The following is a 17,398-nucleotide window of genomic DNA, read 5'->3' as shown; positions in this document are numbered from 1 at the left end:
GACACCGTACGCGCTACGCGCCCGTCTCCCGGAGCGCCGAGACCGCCGCCTTCGCCGCGGCCTCGACCAGCGAAACGCCCTTCTCCTTCGTGGTGTTGCCGTCCGACAGCACCGCCACCAGGTACTCCTGCCCGCCGGCTGTGATCCGCCCGATGCTGTTGATGTCCCATCGCCCCGTCGAACCACGCGGCAGCCACCCGTTCTTGAGCGCCCAGCCCGACCCGGAGGTGGAGGAGGCGGCCGCCGAGACACCCCAGTCCTGGCCGACGGCTATCGAGCCCATCAGCTTCCGGAGATACGTCCGCGACGCGTCGCTCAGCTCCGAGTCGTCCCCGAACACCTGCCGGAGCAGTACGAGTTGGTCGGCCGCCGTGGTCCGGGTCAGCCCCCACAGCCCGCCGTCCCCGCCCGTCGTCCCGGTCAGCCCGAGGCGCTCGTTCGCCGCGTCCAGCCCGGCCGCTCCGCCGATCGCGTCCCACAGCGCCGTCGCGGACGCGTTGTCGCTGTGCTCGATCATCGCGGCGGCGTACGCCCGCTCCGTCGGGGTCAACCGCCGTCCGGCGTCCTGGACTTGGAGCAGCAGCGCCGCCAGGATGTCCACCTTCACGATGCTGGCCGTGTCGAAGGTGCCGTCCCGGTACGCCGCGCTCTCACCGGACTCCAGGTCCAGCACGGCCACCGACACGTCGGCACCCTCCTCGACGCTCACCGCCCGCATGGCCGCGGCCAGCAGCGCGTCCCGGTCCGCGGAGGGCTCCGCCACGGGTTCCACCGACGCCTCCTCACCGGCCGCCGCCGACGCCGGGGCCACCGCCGGGGACGATACGGCGCCGGTGCCCGCGTGCGCCCCGGCCTTCACGTAGGCGGTCCCGGCCCCCGTGGCGCCGACGACCACGGCGGAGGCCACCGCGGCGTACAGCAGGACGCGCCGGGGCGCACGGGCACGAGGGCGGGAGCGGGGAGACCTCATGCCCGCGATGCTGGCCGCGCCGACTGTGCGTACCGTCAGCGGGACGTCAGATGTGTGTAAGGGAATCCTGAGAAACCGGTGAGGGGTGTGAACACCGGGTTTCCAGGGCCGCGGAAGCGCGCCGGCGGCCCACCGATAGGGTCGGTGACCGTGGCGAACAAGAACATTCCCGACTCCGGCTTCCCCGACGACGACGGCTCCGCCGATCCCCGGCTCAGCGCGGCACTCGCGGCCTGGGCGGAGGACCGCGGCGCGGAGTCCCCGGTCCTGGAGGCACTCAAGGGCGCCCGGCTGCTGGTGCCCGTCGTCGCCGTGCTCGGCGAGGTGGAGGAGGACGAGAACGGACTGCGCCACGAGAAGACCAGCGACATGGCGGTGCCGACCCTGAAGGCCGGCGACCGCACGGCCCTGCCCGCGTTCACCTCCACGGAATCCCTCGCCCGCTGGGACCCGCAGGCACGCCCCGTCGCCGTACCGCTGCACCAGGCCCTGCAGGCCGTGGCGCACGAGAAGGCGGACACACTGCTGCTGGACCTGGCCGGGCCGGTGCCCTACGAGCTGACCGGCCCCGCGCTGCTCGCGCTCGCCGAGGGACGGACCAGCACGGACCCCCTGCGCGACCCGGCCGTCGCCGAGGCCGTGCGGACGGCCCTCGCGGCCGAGCCCGCCGTGCTCCGCGCCCATCTCGGCCCGGGCCGGGCGGACGGCACCCTCGCCCTGGTCCTCGACCCGTCCGCGGCGCCCGCCGAGACCGTCCGCGCGATCGCCGGGCGGCTGGCGGGCGACGAGACACTGAGGGCCCGCCTGGTGCGCGGCCTCGACCTGGCACTGCTGCCGGCCGAGGCGACGCCGCCGGGCGAGCCCCTGTACGTACGCGAGGTGTGAGTCAGCCGTAGACCGGGCCCGTGTACTTCTCGCCCGGGCCCTGTCCCGGCTCGTCCGGGACGAGGGAGGCCTCGCGGAACGCCAGCTGGAGCGACTTCAGGCCGTCGCGCAGCGGAGCCGCGTGGAAGGAGCTGATCTCGGTGGTGCTCGCGTCGAGCAGCCCGGCCAGCGCGTGCACCAGCTTGCGGGCCTCGTCCAGGTCCTTGTGCTCCTCGCCCTCCTCCGTCAGACCGAGCTTCACGGCGGCGGCGCTCATCAGGTTGACGGCGACCGTCACGATCACCTCGACCGCGGGGACCTCGGCGATGTCGCGGGTCATGGTGTCGAAGTCGGGGTTCTGGGGAGGGGTGTCACTCATGGCACCCACGATAGGTCCACGGCGGCGCGGTTCCCCACCCAGCCCCGTCCCGCCCGCTCCGGCGCCCGCCGATGCCGCGGCGGGCGGCCCGGACCGCCTCGGTTAGCCGCGCCCGGCCGAAGCTGCTAACCTTGTGTAACGACCGGTCGGACACTCCTGTGCTCCGGCCCACAAGTGGAGGCTCCGATCTCCCACCCGACTGTCCTCCGGGACGGCGGGTCACCCGGTCAGGCGGTCCCCATCGTTCCGTACGGACGATGGAGTCGCCCGAAGTGCGCCCCGCGGTCGACCGCGGCGGTGCTCCGGTAACCCTTGGAGCCCCGCCTGTGTCCCGTCCGGGGCATTTTTCATGCCCCACGGCGGTTGGTCGAAGTGTCATCAGAGACATACGCGGCTGTCCGCCAGACCGCCGTGTGGTGCTACCGAGGAGGATCCATCAGCGCCGAGCCCCGCATCAACGACCGGATTCGCGTTCCCGAAGTGCGACTTGTCGGTCCTAGCGGCGAGCAGGTCGGGATTGTTCCGCTTGCCAAGGCCCTTGAGCTTGCTCAGGAGTACGACCTCGACCTGGTCGAGGTGGCGGCGACAGCTCGCCCGCCCGTCTGCAAGCTCATGGACTACGGGAAGTTCAAGTACGAGTCGGCCATGAAGGCCCGTGAGGCGCGCAAGAACCAGGCGCACACGGTCATCAAGGAGATGAAGCTCCGGCCGAAGATCGACCCGCACGACTATGACACGAAGAAGGGTCACGTCGTCCGGTTCCTCAAGCAGGGCGACAAGGTCAAGATCACGATCATGTTCCGTGGTCGCGAGCAGTCCCGGCCGGAGCTCGGCTACCGACTGCTCCAGCGTCTCGCTTCGGACGTCGAGGACCTCGGGTTCGTCGAGTCGAGCCCGAAGCAGGACGGCCGAAACATGATCATGGTTCTCGGTCCGCACAAGAAGAAGACCGAGGCGATGGCCGAGGCCCGTGAGGCCCAGGCGGCTCGCAAGGCGGAAGCGAAGGCCAACCCGGGCAAGTCGCAGAACGCCGCGGAGAGCGACGCCGACGGTGAGGACACCACCGCCGGCGCCGAGACCGCCGAGGCACCGGCCGAGGCGTCCGCCGAGGCCTGATCCCCGGGGCGACGGCCCCGGAGCCCCCAGGACGAGAGTCCGGGAGCCCCGGGACGCGGTCCAGGGATGCCAACCCATACACATGACGTTCCGACGTGCCCGGTTTCACGACCGGGCACCGGAACGCCACTGACGAGGAGAGAACGGCGCTATGCCGAAGAACAAGTCGCACAGCGGTGCCAGCAAGCGCTTCAAGATCACCGGCTCCGGCAAGGTGCTCCGCGAGCGTGCCGGCAAGCGCCACCTGCTCGAGCACAAGTCGTCGCGCCTGACGCGCCGCCTCACCGGCAACGCCGAGATGGCCCCGGGCGACGCCAAGAAGATCAAGAAGCTTCTCGGCAAGTGACGCGGCGGCGCCCACGCGCCGTACGTCTGGACCGGGACCCCATCGATTTCGGGCCGTGTGACCACATCCACGGCCCCGCTACAAGGAGTTAAACAAGTGGCACGCGTCAAGCGGGCAGTCAACGCCCACAAGAAGCGCCGGGCGATCCTCGAGGCGGCCTCCGGCTACCGCGGTCAGCGTTCGCGCCTGTACCGCAAGGCCAAGGAGCAGGTCACCCACTCGCTGGTCTACAACTACAACGACCGCAAGAAGCGCAAGGGCGACTTCCGTCAGCTGTGGATCCAGCGCATCAACGCCGCTGCCCGCGCCAACGGCATCACCTACAACCGCTTCATCCAGGGTCTGAAGGCCGCCAACATCGAGGTGGACCGCAAGATCCTCGCGGAGCTGGCCGTCAACGACGCCAACGCGTTCGCCGCGCTCGTCGAGGTCGCCCAGAAGGCGCTTCCCTCGGACGTCAACGCGCCGAAGGCCGCCTGACGCTCGACGCCGGCTCGAACCGGTAGTGCATCGGACCCGCAGGCCGTCACGGCCTGCGGGTCCGCTTGCGTCCGGAGCCCCCCGCCCGGGCGCACCAGCCCCGCACCGCCCCCGCGCCGGGACGACGCCCCGGCTGTCCCGGGCAGGCGGACCCGTCGCGCCGGTGAGACTCCGCCACCCTCCCTGTCGTGCCGTGAACCCCGAAGGTGAACCCATGCCCGCCGCCCCCGAGACGATCTCCCCGCGCTCGCCGCGCGTGTCCGCCGCCCGGCGGCTGGCCAGGCGGAACTTCCGGGGCAAGGACCGGCTGTTCCTCGCCGAGGGGCCGCAGGCCGTGCGCGAGGCGGCCGCGCACCGGGCCGGCGGCGACGCCACCCTCGTGGAGCTCTTCGCCACCGTCGAGGCGGCCGAGCGGTACGCCGACATCGTCGGCGACGCCCGGGCCGCGGGCGCCCGGGTGCACCTCGCCGACGAGGACGTGATCGCGGACATCTCCACCACCGTCACCCCGCAGGGGCTCGTCGGCGTCTGCCGGTTCCTGGACACCCCCTTCGAGGACATCCTCGCGGCCCGGCCGAAGCTCGTCGCCGTCCTGGCCCACGTCCGCGACCCGGGCAACGCCGGGACCGTCCTGCGCTGCGCCGACGCGGCCGGCGCCGAGGCCGTCGTGCTCACCGACGCCTCCGTCGACCTCTACAACCCCAAGGCCGTACGGGCCTCGGTCGGCTCGCTGTTCCACCTGCCCGTCGCGGTGGGCGTGCCCGTGGAGCGGGCCGTCCAGGGACTCAGGGACGCCGGGGTGCGCATCCTCGCCGCCGACGGGGCCGGGCAGGACGACCTCGACGACGAGCTGGACAAGGGCACCATGGGCGGACCCACCGCCTGGGTCTTCGGCAACGAGGCCTGGGGGCTCCCGGAGGAGACCCGCGCGCTCACGGACGCCGTCGTGCGCGTCCCGATCCACGGAAAGGCCGAGAGCCTGAACCTCGCGACCGCCGCCGCCGTATGTCTCTACGCGTCCGCCCGTGCACAGCGCGCCTCCGGAGGGTGCCGCTCCGTCACCGAGAGCTAGTAGGGTGACGGGCTCGGGGGCCCACTGCGCCAGACGAGAGGTGGGGTACGGGGATGGGTGTCGGCACGAGGAGAGCACCGGGGGCACGGGACGTGCGGGGCACGCCCGCGGCCCGGCACGGTGATCTCGCCGAACTCGGAGCCGAGCCGGGCATCGACCCGGACGACCTGCCGGACGGACTCGTCGTCGCCGACGAGCACGGCCGCGTGATCTGCTTCAACGCCGCGGCCGCCCGGATCACCGCGGTGCCCGCCGCCGAGGCCCTCGGGCGCCGGCTGGAGCGGGCGCTCCCGCTGGAGGACCTCGAAGGCCGCCGCTGGTGGCAGCTCACCGACCCGTACGGCGGCCTCGCGATCCGGGTCGGCCAGCCCGAGCGGAACCTGCTGCTGCCCGGCGGCCGCGAGGTGCTCGTCTCCGCCCGCTACGTGCGCACCCGGCCCACCGGTCCCGTCCGCCGCGTGATCGTCTCCCTGCGCGACACCGAGGCCCGCCGCCGCACCGAGCGCAGCCACGCCGAGCTGATCGCCACCGTCGCCCACGAACTGCGCTCGCCTCTCACCTCCGTCAAGGGGTTCACCGCGACCCTGCTCGCCAAGTGGGAGCGCTTCACCGACGACCAGAAGAAGCTGATGCTGGAGACCGTCGACGCCGACGCGGACCGCGTCACCCGGCTCATCGCCGAGCTGCTCGACATCTCCCGCATCGACTCCGGGCGCCTGGAGGTGCGCCGCCAGCCCGTCGACATCGGCGCCGCCGTCGGCCGCCACATCCAGGCGTACGTCGCCGCGGGCCAGCCCGCCGACCGCTTCCTGCTGCGGATCGAGCATCCGCTCCCCGAGCTGTGGGCGGACCCCGACAAGGTCGACCAGGTGCTGAGCAACCTCCTGGAAAATGCGGTGCGCCACGGCGAGGGAACCGTCACCATCGACGTCACGCCCTCGGCGTCCCCGCGCGACCGCGCGGACGACGACGGCACGGCGAACGCAGCCACGTCGGTCACCGTGAGCGACGAGGGCACCGGCATCCCGGAGGAGTCCATGAACCGCGTCTTCACCCGCTTCTGGCGGGGCAGCAAGCGCGGCGGCACCGGGCTCGGGCTCTACATCGTCAAGGGCATCGTCGAGGCCCACGGCGGCACCATCACGGTCGGCCGCGCCCCCGGCGGCGGCGCCGAGTTCCGATTTACGTTGCCCGTGGGCACCCCGGCGTACCTCCTGTAGCGCCGAGCGGGCCCCACGGGCGCCGTCGTACCCGAGCCCGCCCGGACGCCCAGTCGGGGCGAGGCTCCCACCCCCGTTAGACTCGGCCTTTGGCACCTTTGCGTCCCCGTTTCAGGGACGATGCGTCCCCCGAGTCGGGACGGGGACCATCCGCCAGCCAACCGGAAGCACGGGAAGAGATGTCGGCACCGAATAAGTCGTACGACCCTGTAGAGGTCGAGGCCTTGAAACCGGAAGAGATCGAGCGCATGCGGGACGAGGCGCTCGCCGCCTTCGCGGCCGCCGGCGACCTCGACGCGCTCCAGGAGGCCAAGGTCGCCCACACCGGCGGCACCTCGCCGCTGGCCCTCGCCAACCGCGAGATCGGCGCTCTGCCCCCGCACGCCAAGGCCGAGGCCGGCAAGCGCGTCGGCCAGGCCCGCGGCGCCGTGAGCAAGGCGCTCGCCGCCCGCCAGACCGAGCTGGAGGCCGAGCGCGACACCCGGGTCCTGGTCGAGGAGGCGGTGGACGTCACGCTGCCGTACGACCGCGTACCGGCGGGCGCGCGCCACCCGCTGACCACGTTCATGGAGCGGGTCGCGGACGTCTTCGTGTCCATGGGATACGAGATCGCGGAGGGCCCCGAGGTCGAGGCGGAGTGGTTCAACTTCGACGCCCTGAACTTCACGCCCGACCACCCGGCCCGGCAGATGCAGGACACCTTCTTCGTCCAGGGCCCCGCGGGCGGCTCGGGCGACGAGTCCGGTGTCGTGCTGCGGACGCACACCTCGCCGGTGCAGGCCCGCGCCATGCTCGACCGTGAGCCCCCCGTCTACGTCGTGTGCCCCGGCCGCGTGTACCGCACGGACGAGCTGGACGCCACGCACACCCCGGTCTTCCACCAGATCGAGCTGCTGGCCGTGGACGAGGGCCTGACCATGGCCGACCTCAAGGGGACCCTGGACCACATGGTCCAGTCGCTCTTCGGCGCCGACATGAAGACCCGGCTGCGCCCGAACTACTTCCCCTTCACCGAGCCGTCCGCCGAGATGGACATGCTCTGCTACGTCTGCCGGGGCGCGTCCGTCGGCAACCCCGACCGGCCCTGCCGCACCTGCTCCAGCGAGGGCTGGATCGAGCTCGGCGGCTGCGGCATGGTCAACCCGCGCGTCCTCGTCGCCTGCGGCGTGGACCCGGAGAAGTACAGCGGATTCGCCTTCGGGTTCGGCATCGAGCGGATGCTGATGTTCCGCCACAACGTCGAAGACATGCGAGACATGGTCGAGGGTGACGTCCGGTTCACCCGGCCGTTCGGGATGGAGATCTGATGCGGGTCCCGCTTTCCTGGCTGCGGGAGTACGTCGACCTGCCGGCCACCGAGACCGGCCGCGACGTGCAGGCCAAGCTCGTCGCCGCCGGCCTGGAGGTCGAGAGGGTCGAGCGGCTCGGCGCCGACCTCAAGGGCCCCCTCGTCGTCGGCCAGGTGCTGACCATCGAGGAGCTGGAGGGCTTCAAGAAGCCCATCCGCTTCTGCACCGTCGACGTCGGCCAGGCCAACGGCACCGGTGAGCCCCAGGAGATCGTCTGCGGCGCCCGTAACTTCTCCGTCGGCGACAAGGTCGTCGTGGTGCTGCCCGGCGCCGTCCTGCCCGGCGACTTCGCGATCGCCGCGCGCAAGACCTACGGCCGCACCTCGCACGGCATGATCTGCTCGGGCGACGAGCTGGGCATGGGCGACGACGGTTCGCACGGCATCATCGTGCTGCCGCCGGAGTACGAGCCCGGTACCGACGCCGTCGAGCTGCTCGAACTCGTCGACGAGGTCCTCGACATCGCCGTCACGCCCGACCGCGGCTACTGCCTGTCGATGCGCGGAGTGGCCCGCGAGGCCGCCATCGCGTACGGCCTGCCGCTGCGCGACCCGGCGCTGCTCGACGTGCCGGCCCCGAACGCCTTCGGCCACCCGGTGCGCGTCTCGGACCCGCAGGGCTGCGACCGCTTCACCGCCCGCACCGTCACCGGCCTCGACCCCGAGGCGCGCTCCCCGATCTGGCTGCAGCGCCGTCTGCAGAAGGCCGGCATGCGCCCGATCTCGCTCGCCGTCGACATCACCAACTACGTGATGCTGGAGCTCGGCCAGCCCCTGCACGCGTACGACCGCTCCCGTGTCCAGGGCGCGATCGGCGTGCGCCGGGCCGAGCAGGGCGAGAAGCTCACCACGCTCGACGGCGTGCAGCGCACGCTCGACTCCGGTGACCTCGTCATCACCGACGACCGCGGGCCGATCGGCCTCGCGGGTGTCATGGGCGGTGCCGACACCGAGATCGACGACACCGAGGGCACCACCACCGAGGTCGTCGTCGAGGCCGCGCACTTCGACGCGATCTCGATCGCCCGCACCGCGCGCCGGCACAAGCTGGCGTCCGAGGCGTCCCGGCGCTTCGAGCGCGGGGTCGACCCGGAGGCCGCCGCGGCCGCCGCCCAGCGCACCGTCGACCTGCTGGTCCTCCTCGCCGGCGGCACCGCCGACGCCGGGGTCACCCAGGTCGTCGCGCCCTCCGCGCCGCACACCATCACCCTCCCGGCGAACCACCCGGACCGGGTCGCGGGTGTCGAGTACGGCCGCGAGACCGTCGTACGCCGCCTCCAGGAGGTCGGCTGCGACGTGTACGGGCAGGACGAGCTGATCGTCACCGTGCCCTCGTGGCGGCCCGACCTCACGGACCCGAACGACCTGGCCGAAGAGGTCATCCGGCTGGAGGGCTACGAGAACCTGCCCTCCACCCTGCCCAAGCCCCCCGCGGGCCGGGGCCTGACCGACCGGCAGCGGCTGCACCGCCGGTTCGGCCGCGCGCTGGCCGGCGCCGGCTACGTCGAGGCGCTGAACTACCCGTTCCTCGGCGAGCACGTCTTCGACCAGCTCGGACTGGAGGCCGACGACCCTAAGCGCCGGGTCGTCAAGCTGGCCAACCCGCTCTCCGACGAGGAGCCCGCCCTCCGTACGACGCTGCTGCCGGGCCTGCTCGCGGCCCTGCGCCGCAACGACGGCCGGGGCAGCCACGACCTCGCGCTGTTCGAGACCGGCCTGGTCTTCCAGCCGCGCGAGGAGCAGCGCATCGCGGTCCGGCTGCCCGTCGACCGCCGTCCCACCGACGAGGAGATCGCGTCGCTGACCGCCGCGCTCCCCGTCCAGCCCCGGCACGCCGCCGTCGTCCTCGCGGGCGCCCGCGAGCAGGCCGGCTGGTGGGGCAAGGGCCGGCCGGCCGACTGGGCCGACGCGATCGAGGCGGCGCGCACGCTGGCACGGGAGTCGGGCACCGAACTGCTCGTGCGCACCGGTCAGTACGGGCCGTGGCACCCGGGCCGCTGCGCCGAGCTCGCCGTGGTGATCGACGGCGCCGAGCGCGTCATCGGCCACGCCGGTGAGTTGCACCCCCGGGTCGTCAAGGCGCTGGGGCTGCCCGCGCGCACCTGCGCGGCGGAGCTCGACCTGGACGCGCTGGAGCAGGCGAGCGCGGGCCTGCCGAAGGGCCCGCACATCTCGGCGTTCCCGGTCGCCACCCAGGACGTCGCGCTGGTCGTCGACAAGTTCGTCCCGCACGCGGACGTGGAGGCAGCGCTGCGTGACGGCGCCGGTGAACTCCTCGAGTCCATCCGGCTGTTCGACGTCTACGAGAGCGAGCAGCTCGGCGAGGGCAAGAAGTCCCTGGCCTACGCGCTGCGCTTCCGGGCCGCCGACCGCACCCTGACCGTCGACGAGGCCTCCGCGGCCCGTGACGCGGCCGTCGCCCTGGCGGCGGACCGCACCGGGGCGGTGCTGCGCGGGGCGTGAGCGTCCCGGGTCGCCTGAGGTGACCCCTGAGGTGACGAATGAGGGGCACGTCCGGATTGCCGGATGTGCCCCTCACTCGTTCGGGTGACAACTCCGGGCGATCTGGTCCGTTCGGGGCATGCGGTCGACAGAATCGGACCGGCCCAGGAGGCGTCGGCGGACGTCGCGGGCCATTCTGCGCAGTCAGGGCCTGATGGGGGGCCGTCGGCATGATCCGTACCAAGGCTGGGGCTGTCCGCAGGGTGTGGCCTCGCAGGCGTTTCCGGCCGTCTGCCGGGGCGGCCGTCCAGTCCGGCGGCCACGGGGGAGTGTTACGGAGGCGGCTCGCCCGCGCGGTGCGCCGGGCCGACCGGCAGCCCCTCCGCCGCGCCCTGTCGCTGGGGCTTCCGACCCTGTGGGGCGCCGGCGCCATCACGTACAAACTGGCCTGCCCGCTGGCCCAGCAGAACGGGCTCGGTGCCCGCATCGTCACCAGCGCCGTGTTCTTCGCGGTCGGCACCGGGCTCATCGTCCACGTCCGGCAGACGCTGCTGCGGGAACTCCGGCAGATCCGCAAGGTGGCCGGGGCCGCGCAGAGCGTCCTGCTGCGTCCGCTGCCACCGCGGATCGGCGGCCTCGACATCGCCGTGGCGCAGCTCTCCGCCGACCGCGGCGCCGTGGTCGGCGGAGACCTGTACGAGGTGGTCGCCACCGAGTACGGGGTGCGGGCCGTGATCGGCGACGTCCGCGGGCACGGCCTCGCCGCCATCGCCACCGTCGCCGCCGTCCTCGGCAGCTTCCGCGAGGCCGCGTACGACGAACCGGACCTCGCCCGGGTGCTGACCCGGCTCGACCGCGCCCTGGCCCGGCACCTGCGGGAGCGGGCGCGGGCCGAACACCCCGCCGTCGGCGCGGAACCGGACAACCCGGTCGCCGAGGAGTTCGTCACCGTGCTGCTCCTGGAGATCGGCTGCGACGGCGAGATGAGCGTCCTCAACTGCGGTCATCCCTGGCCGTATCTCCTGCGCGGCGACTCGGGGCCGGTCGGCGGGCCCGCCCGTGTCGAGCCGCTCTCGTGCGGTGAACCCCTGCCACCGCTCGGCCCGTTCCCGCTCCCCGCCGATCTGGCGCCGGTCCGGCACGGCCGTCTCCTGCCCGGGGAGGCGCTCGTCCTGCACACGGACGGGGTCGAGGACGCGCGGGACACCCGTGGCCGGTTCTTCTCGCTGTCCGCCGCGCTCACCGAATCCCTCCGTACGCACCCCCTCTCACCCCAAACCGTCCTCAGCACCGTCTTCTCCCGGCTGCTGCGCCACACCGGCGGCACCCCCGCCGACGACGTCGCCCTGCTCGTGCTCCGCAACGCCCGCCGGCCCGTCCAGCCGCACGGCGAGCGCGTGGGGCAGCGCGCGCACCCCGTCGTGTGAGGTCGGCGCGCCGTCCGCCCCGCCACGGAGTGTCGGGCAGGCGGCCGGGCGGACGGCGCGGGAGCCGGGCCGCCGCACTGTACGAGGGGGAGCCGGCGGCCCGACCGGCCTCTTGCGAGGCATTTCAGTCAACCGGCCCGAAACGCTCCGCGACAGCGCGTGTACTCCGCGGATTCGGGCATTCCCTTCACACCCCGTGTGAAGCCGACCGCACTACGCTGTCGGCACCGAGCCACCGGAGGGCCTCCATGCAGCCCAACACCCTGCTCGACGCGATCCTCGACGAGGCGGGGATCTCGCACGCGGGACTGGCCGCGCACGTGAACCAGGCGGGCCGGGCGCGCGGCCTCGCCCTGCGCTACGAACACACCGCTGTGGCGCGGTGGTTGAAGGGGCAGCGCCCGCGCGGCCAGGTACCGGACCTGATCTGCGAGGTACTCGCGGGGCGCCTGCACCGGCCGGTCACCCTCGACGACATCGGCCTCGGCGTACCGGGTGAGCCCTCCGTGCCGCACGGCACCTCGCTCTCCGGTTTCGTCGAGCGGGCCACGGCACTGTGGCGCTCCGACGAGCAGCAGCGTCCGCACATCCTCGGCGCCCCGGCCGTCACCGGCACGCCCGCCGTGATGCCCGTGTGGGAGTGGGAGAACCCGCCCGAGGACGTCGACGTCTCCCGGGGCGGCCGCCATCGCGTCAAGATGGCCGACATCGAGATGCTCCGGGCGGCCCGCGCGCACTACGAGCAGATGTACCGCAAGGCGGGCGGGATCGCGACGCGCACCCGGATCGTCGGCTTCCTCAACTCCGAGACCGCGCCCCTGCTGCGCGGCAGCTACACCGACGAGACCGGCCGCCAACTCCACCGCGCCACCGGCGGGTTGGTCGCCATCGCGGGCATCTGCGCCTACGACTCCGACGCGCACGGACTGGCCCAGCGCTACTTCCACCAGGCACTGCGCCTGGCGAAGGCCAGCGGGGACAGGGGGCTTGGGGCCTACGTCATAGCGCTGCTCGTCAACCAGTCGCTGTTCATGCGGGAGTACCGGCAGTCCGTCGCCTTCGCCGAGGCCGCGCTGCGTGCCGCGGGCCGGCACATCACCCCGGCCCTCGCCTCCGACCTCTACGCGATGCAGGCCAAGGCGTACGCCCATCTCGGCGACGGCAGCAGCGCGTTGTCCTGCATCCGGCGTGCCGAGCAGGCGGCCGAGCGCATCCGGCGGGGCTACGAGCCGGACGAGACCGGCTATGTCCAGCCGGGCCTGGTGAACGTACAGGTGGCGGAGGCGCTGCTCAGCCTCGGGGACCTGGTGGCGGCGGCCGAGCACGCGGCGGCGGCGGTGGACACACCGGCGCACGACCGGGGCCGGGTGCACCGCCTCGCCATGCTCAGCCAGATCGAGCTGCGCCAGGGGAACGCGGACAAGGCGGTCGCGACCGCCGTCCAGATGGCGGAGCAGGCGCGGGGGATGGAGTCGCAGCGACTGCGCGACAGACTGAGGGCGGTACGCGAACACCTGGTGACCAGCGGTTGCGCGGGTACGTCCGAAGCCGCCGAGCTCATCGACGGGGCGCTGCGCGTACCGCTGTAGAGGACCCGGGCGGACCCGTCTTCGCGTCCGCGGGAGAGATCACCGGGGAGCACCCCACCGAGCCGGGGCGGCCGTGCGTCCGTCCCCGTGCGCACCACCGCGCCTGCCGCTGCGCTGCGAGCGGACCGCCGTGAGCCTGCTACCACGACGCTCCTGCTGCGATATTGCCATCTACTCGGCGGAAGGTGGCAGAACCGTGCAGTGGACGAAACGAAACGAACAAACTGTGTATGCAAACCGCTGGTTCAGCGTCAATCTCGCAGATGTCGAGCTGCCGGACGGCCGGCATCTCGATCACTTCCTGATACGGCTGCGGCCGGTGGCGGTGGCCACGGTGGTGAACGAGGCCAACGAGGTCCTGCTGCTGTGGCGGCACCGGTTCATCACCGACAGCTGGGGATGGGAACTGGCGGCGGGGGTCGTCGAGGACGGCGAGGACATCGCCGTCGCGGCGGCCCGCGAACTGGAGGAGGAGACCGGCTGGCGGCCGGGACCCCTGCGCCCGCTGATGACCGTCGAGCCCTGCAACGGGCTCACCGACGCCAGGCACCACATCTACTGGGCGGACGAAGGCACGTACATCGGGCATCCCGTGGACGACTTCGAGTCGGACCGCCGGGAATGGGTTCCCTTGAAACTCGTCCCGGACATGGTCGCCCGCGGCGAGGTCCCGGCCGCCAACATGGCAGCCGCGCTGCTTCTCCTGCACCACCTCAGGCTCGGGCAGGACGCCTTGCCCTGATCGCCCCCGGCGTCCTGGACGGGCCCTGGACGGCTAGTGCCCGAGAGCCTGCCAGATCGCCACGACGAGGGCGCCCACGGCCGTGACGGCCGCCACCGCGGGCAAGGGCCAGCGGGTGTGTTCCAGAGCGACGACCCGTGCGCTCAGGTCGTCGAGCTCCTTGGCGGTCTGTTCGACGCGGTGGCTGAGCAGAGCCAGCCCTCCCTCGACGCGCGCGTGTGCCACGTCGAGACGGCGCCGTAACTCTGCGAGTTCCCCTTGGACCACGGGATGCTCGGGGTCGACGGTCACAGAACCGCTCCTTTCCGTAGTCATCACATCCCTTACATGTGCACGGAAAGTCAACTCGCCTGGTGGGTGCGTGGGGAGCGTGTGCGAGGGGCATATGCGGGCCCGGCGCGCACACGGTGTGTGAATGGAACGGGCCCGGCCCTCGGAAGAGAGCCGGGCCCGCGGACGCCCCTATGTCACGGAGCGTGGCCGAAAGCGGTCGACGGCCGCAGTCATCAGGCCGCCGTGACCGAATACGGGGACGTACGTGGCCGGTTCGGGCGCTCGCCGTCCGGCCGGCGGACGGGCCGCAGGCGACGGCGGCCGAGGTCCGGGTGCCGGACTCAGGAGTACGTGTAGAACCCGGAGCCCGTCTTGCGGCCGAGGCGGCCCGCGTCGACCATGCGCTGGAGCAGCGGGGGAGCGGCGTACAGCGGCTCCTTGTACTCCTCGTACATCGAGTACGCGACCGAGGCCACCGTGTCCAGGCCGATCAGGTCGGACAGCTTCAGCGGGCCCATCGGGTGGGCGCAGCCCAGCTCCATGCCGTTGTCGATGTCCTCGCGGCTCGCGATGCCCGACTCGAACATCCGGATCGCCGACAGCAGGTACGGGATCAGCAGCGCGTTGACCACGAAGCCCGAGCGGTCCTGGGCGCGGATCGCGTGCTTGCCGAGGGCCTTCTCGACGAGCGCCTGCGCCCGGCTGAGCGTCCCCTCGGAGGTGGTCAGCGCCGGGATCAGCTCGACGAGCTGCTGCACCGGAGCCGGGTTGAAGAAGTGGATGCCGATGACCTGGTCGGGACGCGAGGTGGCGACCGCCAGCTTCACCAGCGGGATCGAGGAGGTGTTGGAGGCGAGGATCGCGTCCTGCCGGGTCACCACCTGGTCGAGGATCTGGAAGATCTCGGTCTTGACCTGCTCGTTCTCGACGACGGCCTCGATCACGAGGTCACGGTCGGCGAACTCGCCGAGGTCGGTGGTGAAGGTGAGCCGGTCCTGGGTCGCCTGCAGCTCCTCCGCGGAGATCTTTCCGCGGTCGGCCGCCTTGGAGAGGGAGTTGAAAAGGCGGGTACGGCCAATCTCCAACGCCTCGCCGGTGGTCTCGGCGACCTTGACGTCAAGGCCGGCACGGGCGCACACCTCGGCGATGCCCGCCCCCATCTGGCCGCAGCCCACCACTCCGACGCGTTCGATGTCGGTCACATCGTCCCTTTCGCTGATCATCGGGCCCGCAGGACCCCCGTTGTTCGGTGCCTGCTCCGATCGAGCACGTTACTCCGGAAGTCCCGGTGATCGATCGTCCGGGTCGGGCATGCTGGGCGCCGGGACGATCCGTGACCGAGCGGATCCGCAGCGTATGGGGGTGGACGGATGGGACGGGTGTCACGCCGGGCGTTCGCGGTGGCCGCGTGGGCAACACTGGCGGGTCTGCCGGCGGCCGGGGACGCCGGAGCCGTCCCCCGCGCGCGGGACACCGCCGGTCCCGGCGCGGAGGCGCGGGCCGCGTGCGAGATGCGCGGCATGTGGCTGGCGACGGTCGCCAACCGCGACTGGCCCTCCCGGGCCGGCCTCACCGCCGCCGAGCAGCGCGCCGAACTCCTCACCCACCTCGACACGGCGGTGAGCCGCCGCCTCAACGCCGTGATCCTCCAAGTGCGCCCGACCGCCGACGCGTTGTGGCCCTCGACGTACGAGCCGTGGTCGCAGTACCTCACCGGCGTCCAGGGCCGGGACCCCGGCTGGGACCCGCTCGGTACGGCGGTCGCCGAGGCGCACGCGCGCGGGCTCGAACTGCACGCCTGGTTCAACCCGTACCGGATCGCCAACCACACCGACCCGTCGCGGCTCGTCGCCTCGCATCCGGCCCGGCTGCACCCCGACTGGGTCGTGCCGTACGGCGGCCGGCTCCACTACAACCCCGGGCTGCCGGAGGTCCGGGCGTTCGTGCAGGACGCGATGCTCGACGCGGTGCGCCGGTACCCGGTCGACGCCGTGCACTGGGACGACTACTTCTACCCCTATCCGGTCGCGGGCCAGGTCTTCGACGACGACGCGGCGTACGCGGCCCACGGCGCGGGCTTCCCGGACCGGGCGGCCTGGCGGCGCCACAACATCGACCTGCTCGTGCGGGAGACGGCCGCCGGCATCCGGCGGGTCCGGCCCGGGACCCGGTTCGGGATCAGCCCCTTCGCCGTCTGGCGCAACGCGGCGACCGACCCGCTCGGCTCGGACACCCGCGCCGGGGTGCAGACGTACGACGACCTGTACGCGGACACCCGCGGCTGGGTGCGCAGGCGCTGGATCGACTACATCTGCCCGCAGGTGTACTGGAACATCGGCTTCGCCGCCGCCGACTACGCGAAGCTCGTGCCCTGGTGGGCGGAGGTCGTCAGGGGCAGCGGCGTGCGGCTGTACATGGGGGAGGCGCTCTACAAGGCCGGTGACCCGGCGCAGCCCGCCGCCTGGCAGGACCCGGCCGAGCTGTCCCGGCACCTCGCCTTCGCCGCCGGGCTTCCGCAGGTGCGCGGGCACGTCTTCTTCTCGGCGAAGGAGGTGGCGGTGGACCGGATCGGCGCGATGGCCCGGGTGGTCGCCGACCACTACGGGCGCCCGGCGGAGCCGCCGGGGTAGGGAGGTCCGGCGGGTGGGGGGACCGCGGATCCCGGCATGACGGCGGCCGGGCCCGGGCCTCCCGGGCGCGGTGACGGTCGATGCGGGCGGCGCCGCGGGAGCGGCCGGTCCGGCGCCGGCGGAAGCGACGCAGACGGGAACGGCACCTACGTCGAGAGCCCGGCGCAGGACCGGATCGGCCCGGCGCCGAAGGCGCCGGCAGCGGACCGGCGCGGCGCCGCGCCGCCGGTCAGTTCATGGAGTCCTTGTGCCGGATCTCGGAGTCGGGTCCCGGGGACATCACTGCCTCGTGCCCGTCCTGGAAGCGCACCCGGTAGGGAGGGGTGCCCTCCGTACCCATGACCTCGGTGATCTCTGCGACCTTGTCGTGCTGGCCGACGATCCTGCCGTGCGTCACCAGCTGGTCGCCCACGGTTGCACGCATGTGAGGGCCTCCTCGTCACGTGCGGGAGTAGCGGTCCATGCCGCAAGTCTACGGCCGTCGGGGCCGGTTGGACCGG

At 72.6% G+C, this 17,398-nt stretch carries 17 protein-coding genes; 12 read left to right on the top strand and 5 right to left on the bottom strand.

Annotation, left to right across the window (positions count from 1 at the left end; genetic code table 11):
- Positions 1–13: 13 nt before the first annotated feature.
- Entirely contained in the window at positions 14–970 is a 957-nt protein-coding gene (locus tag ACFYQQ_RS32975; protein ID WP_388906279.1) for a serine hydrolase, read from the bottom strand.
- Positions 971–1,120: 150 nt separating this feature from the next.
- Here ACFYQQ_RS32975 and ACFYQQ_RS32970 point away from each other — a divergent pair, with 150 nt between their 5' ends.
- Positions 1,121–1,855, top strand: a complete 735-nt coding sequence (locus tag ACFYQQ_RS32970; protein ID WP_356175295.1) for an SseB family protein — start codon at positions 1,121–1,123, stop codon at positions 1,853–1,855.
- Position 1,856: 1 nt separating this feature from the next.
- Here ACFYQQ_RS32970 and ACFYQQ_RS32965 read toward each other — a convergent pair whose 3' ends face one another.
- Positions 1,857–2,213, bottom strand: coding sequence for a DUF1844 domain-containing protein (locus ACFYQQ_RS32965; protein ID WP_356175298.1), 357 nt, complete (start codon positions 2,211–2,213; stop codon positions 1,857–1,859).
- A 411-nt stretch (positions 2,214–2,624) separates the two neighbouring features.
- On the opposite strand from ACFYQQ_RS32965, the gene infC reads away from it, so the two are divergent.
- The 10 genes from infC (at position 2,625) to ACFYQQ_RS32915 (ending at position 13,995) form a co-directional block, all read left to right on the top strand.
- Positions 2,625–3,329 (top strand): translation initiation factor IF-3, encoded by a 705-nt coding sequence (gene infC / locus ACFYQQ_RS32960; protein WP_355794573.1) that lies wholly within the window; start codon positions 2,625–2,627, stop codon positions 3,327–3,329.
- Between the two features lie 151 nt (positions 3,330–3,480).
- Positions 3,481–3,675 carry a 50S ribosomal protein L35 gene (rpmI, locus tag ACFYQQ_RS32955; protein ID WP_003947156.1) on the top strand — a complete coding sequence of 65 codons (195 nt, stop codon included), beginning with the start codon at positions 3,481–3,483 and terminating at the stop codon, positions 3,673–3,675.
- A 96-nt stretch (positions 3,676–3,771) separates the two neighbouring features.
- Positions 3,772–4,155 (top strand): 50S ribosomal protein L20, encoded by a 384-nt coding sequence (gene rplT / locus ACFYQQ_RS32950; protein ID WP_030356289.1) that lies wholly within the window; start codon positions 3,772–3,774, stop codon positions 4,153–4,155.
- A gap of 214 nt (positions 4,156–4,369) precedes the next feature.
- Positions 4,370–5,227 carry an RNA methyltransferase gene (locus tag ACFYQQ_RS32945; RefSeq protein WP_356175301.1) on the top strand — a complete coding sequence of 286 codons (858 nt, stop codon included), beginning with the start codon at positions 4,370–4,372 and terminating at the stop codon, positions 5,225–5,227.
- A 53-nt stretch (positions 5,228–5,280) separates the two neighbouring features.
- Complete coding sequence (locus ACFYQQ_RS32940) at positions 5,281–6,447, top strand: ATP-binding protein (RefSeq protein WP_356175304.1); 1,167 nt, start codon at positions 5,281–5,283, stop codon at positions 6,445–6,447.
- A 179-nt stretch (positions 6,448–6,626) separates the two neighbouring features.
- A complete protein-coding gene (gene pheS, locus ACFYQQ_RS32935; protein ID WP_356175307.1) occupies positions 6,627–7,754 on the top strand; it encodes a phenylalanine--tRNA ligase subunit alpha in 1,128 nt (375 codons plus the stop codon).
- On the top strand, positions 7,754–10,258 hold the full coding sequence (gene pheT / locus ACFYQQ_RS32930) for a phenylalanine--tRNA ligase subunit beta (protein WP_356175310.1): 2,505 nt from the start codon (positions 7,754–7,756) through the stop codon (positions 10,256–10,258). Before pheS ends, pheT begins: the two co-directional genes overlap by 1 nt.
- A gap of 308 nt (positions 10,259–10,566) precedes the next feature.
- The gene (locus ACFYQQ_RS32925; RefSeq protein WP_388906272.1) at positions 10,567–11,664 is read left to right on the top strand and encodes a PP2C family protein-serine/threonine phosphatase; all 1,098 of its coding nucleotides are present in this window, start codon (positions 10,567–10,569) and stop codon (positions 11,662–11,664) included.
- Positions 11,665–11,912: 248 nt separating this feature from the next.
- On the top strand, positions 11,913–13,253 hold the full coding sequence (locus ACFYQQ_RS32920) for a transcriptional regulator (protein ID WP_355785246.1): 1,341 nt from the start codon (positions 11,913–11,915) through the stop codon (positions 13,251–13,253).
- A gap of 196 nt (positions 13,254–13,449) precedes the next feature.
- On the top strand, positions 13,450–13,995 hold the full coding sequence (locus ACFYQQ_RS32915) for an NUDIX hydrolase (protein WP_355785243.1): 546 nt from the start codon (positions 13,450–13,452) through the stop codon (positions 13,993–13,995).
- Between the two features lie 33 nt (positions 13,996–14,028).
- Here ACFYQQ_RS32915 and ACFYQQ_RS32910 read toward each other — a convergent pair whose 3' ends face one another.
- Both ACFYQQ_RS32910 and ACFYQQ_RS32905 read right to left on the bottom strand, forming a co-directional pair.
- Positions 14,029–14,286, bottom strand: a complete 258-nt coding sequence (locus ACFYQQ_RS32910; protein ID WP_355785241.1) for a hypothetical protein — start codon at positions 14,284–14,286, stop codon at positions 14,029–14,031.
- A gap of 323 nt (positions 14,287–14,609) precedes the next feature.
- Positions 14,610–15,491, bottom strand: a complete 882-nt coding sequence (locus ACFYQQ_RS32905; protein ID WP_355785238.1) for a 3-hydroxybutyryl-CoA dehydrogenase — start codon at positions 15,489–15,491, stop codon at positions 14,610–14,612.
- 147 nt (positions 15,492–15,638) lie between these two features.
- Here ACFYQQ_RS32905 and ACFYQQ_RS32900 point away from each other — a divergent pair, with 147 nt between their 5' ends.
- Positions 15,639–16,898 carry a family 10 glycosylhydrolase gene (locus tag ACFYQQ_RS32900; RefSeq protein ID WP_355785232.1) on the top strand — a complete coding sequence of 420 codons (1,260 nt, stop codon included), beginning with the start codon at positions 15,639–15,641 and terminating at the stop codon, positions 16,896–16,898.
- A gap of 229 nt (positions 16,899–17,127) precedes the next feature.
- Here ACFYQQ_RS32900 and ACFYQQ_RS32895 read toward each other — a convergent pair whose 3' ends face one another.
- Positions 17,128–17,322 carry a DUF1918 domain-containing protein gene (locus ACFYQQ_RS32895; protein ID WP_356175321.1) on the bottom strand — a complete coding sequence of 65 codons (195 nt, stop codon included), beginning with the start codon at positions 17,320–17,322 and terminating at the stop codon, positions 17,128–17,130.
- Positions 17,323–17,398 lie beyond the last annotated feature (76 nt).

The sequence above is a fragment of the Streptomyces sp. NPDC005496 genome, assembly GCF_042872045.1.
GTDB lineage: Bacteria > Actinomycetota > Actinomycetes > Streptomycetales > Streptomycetaceae > Streptomyces.
Note: the sequence above shows the minus strand (reverse complement) of the source record. Positions and strands in the feature narration are given on the sequence as shown.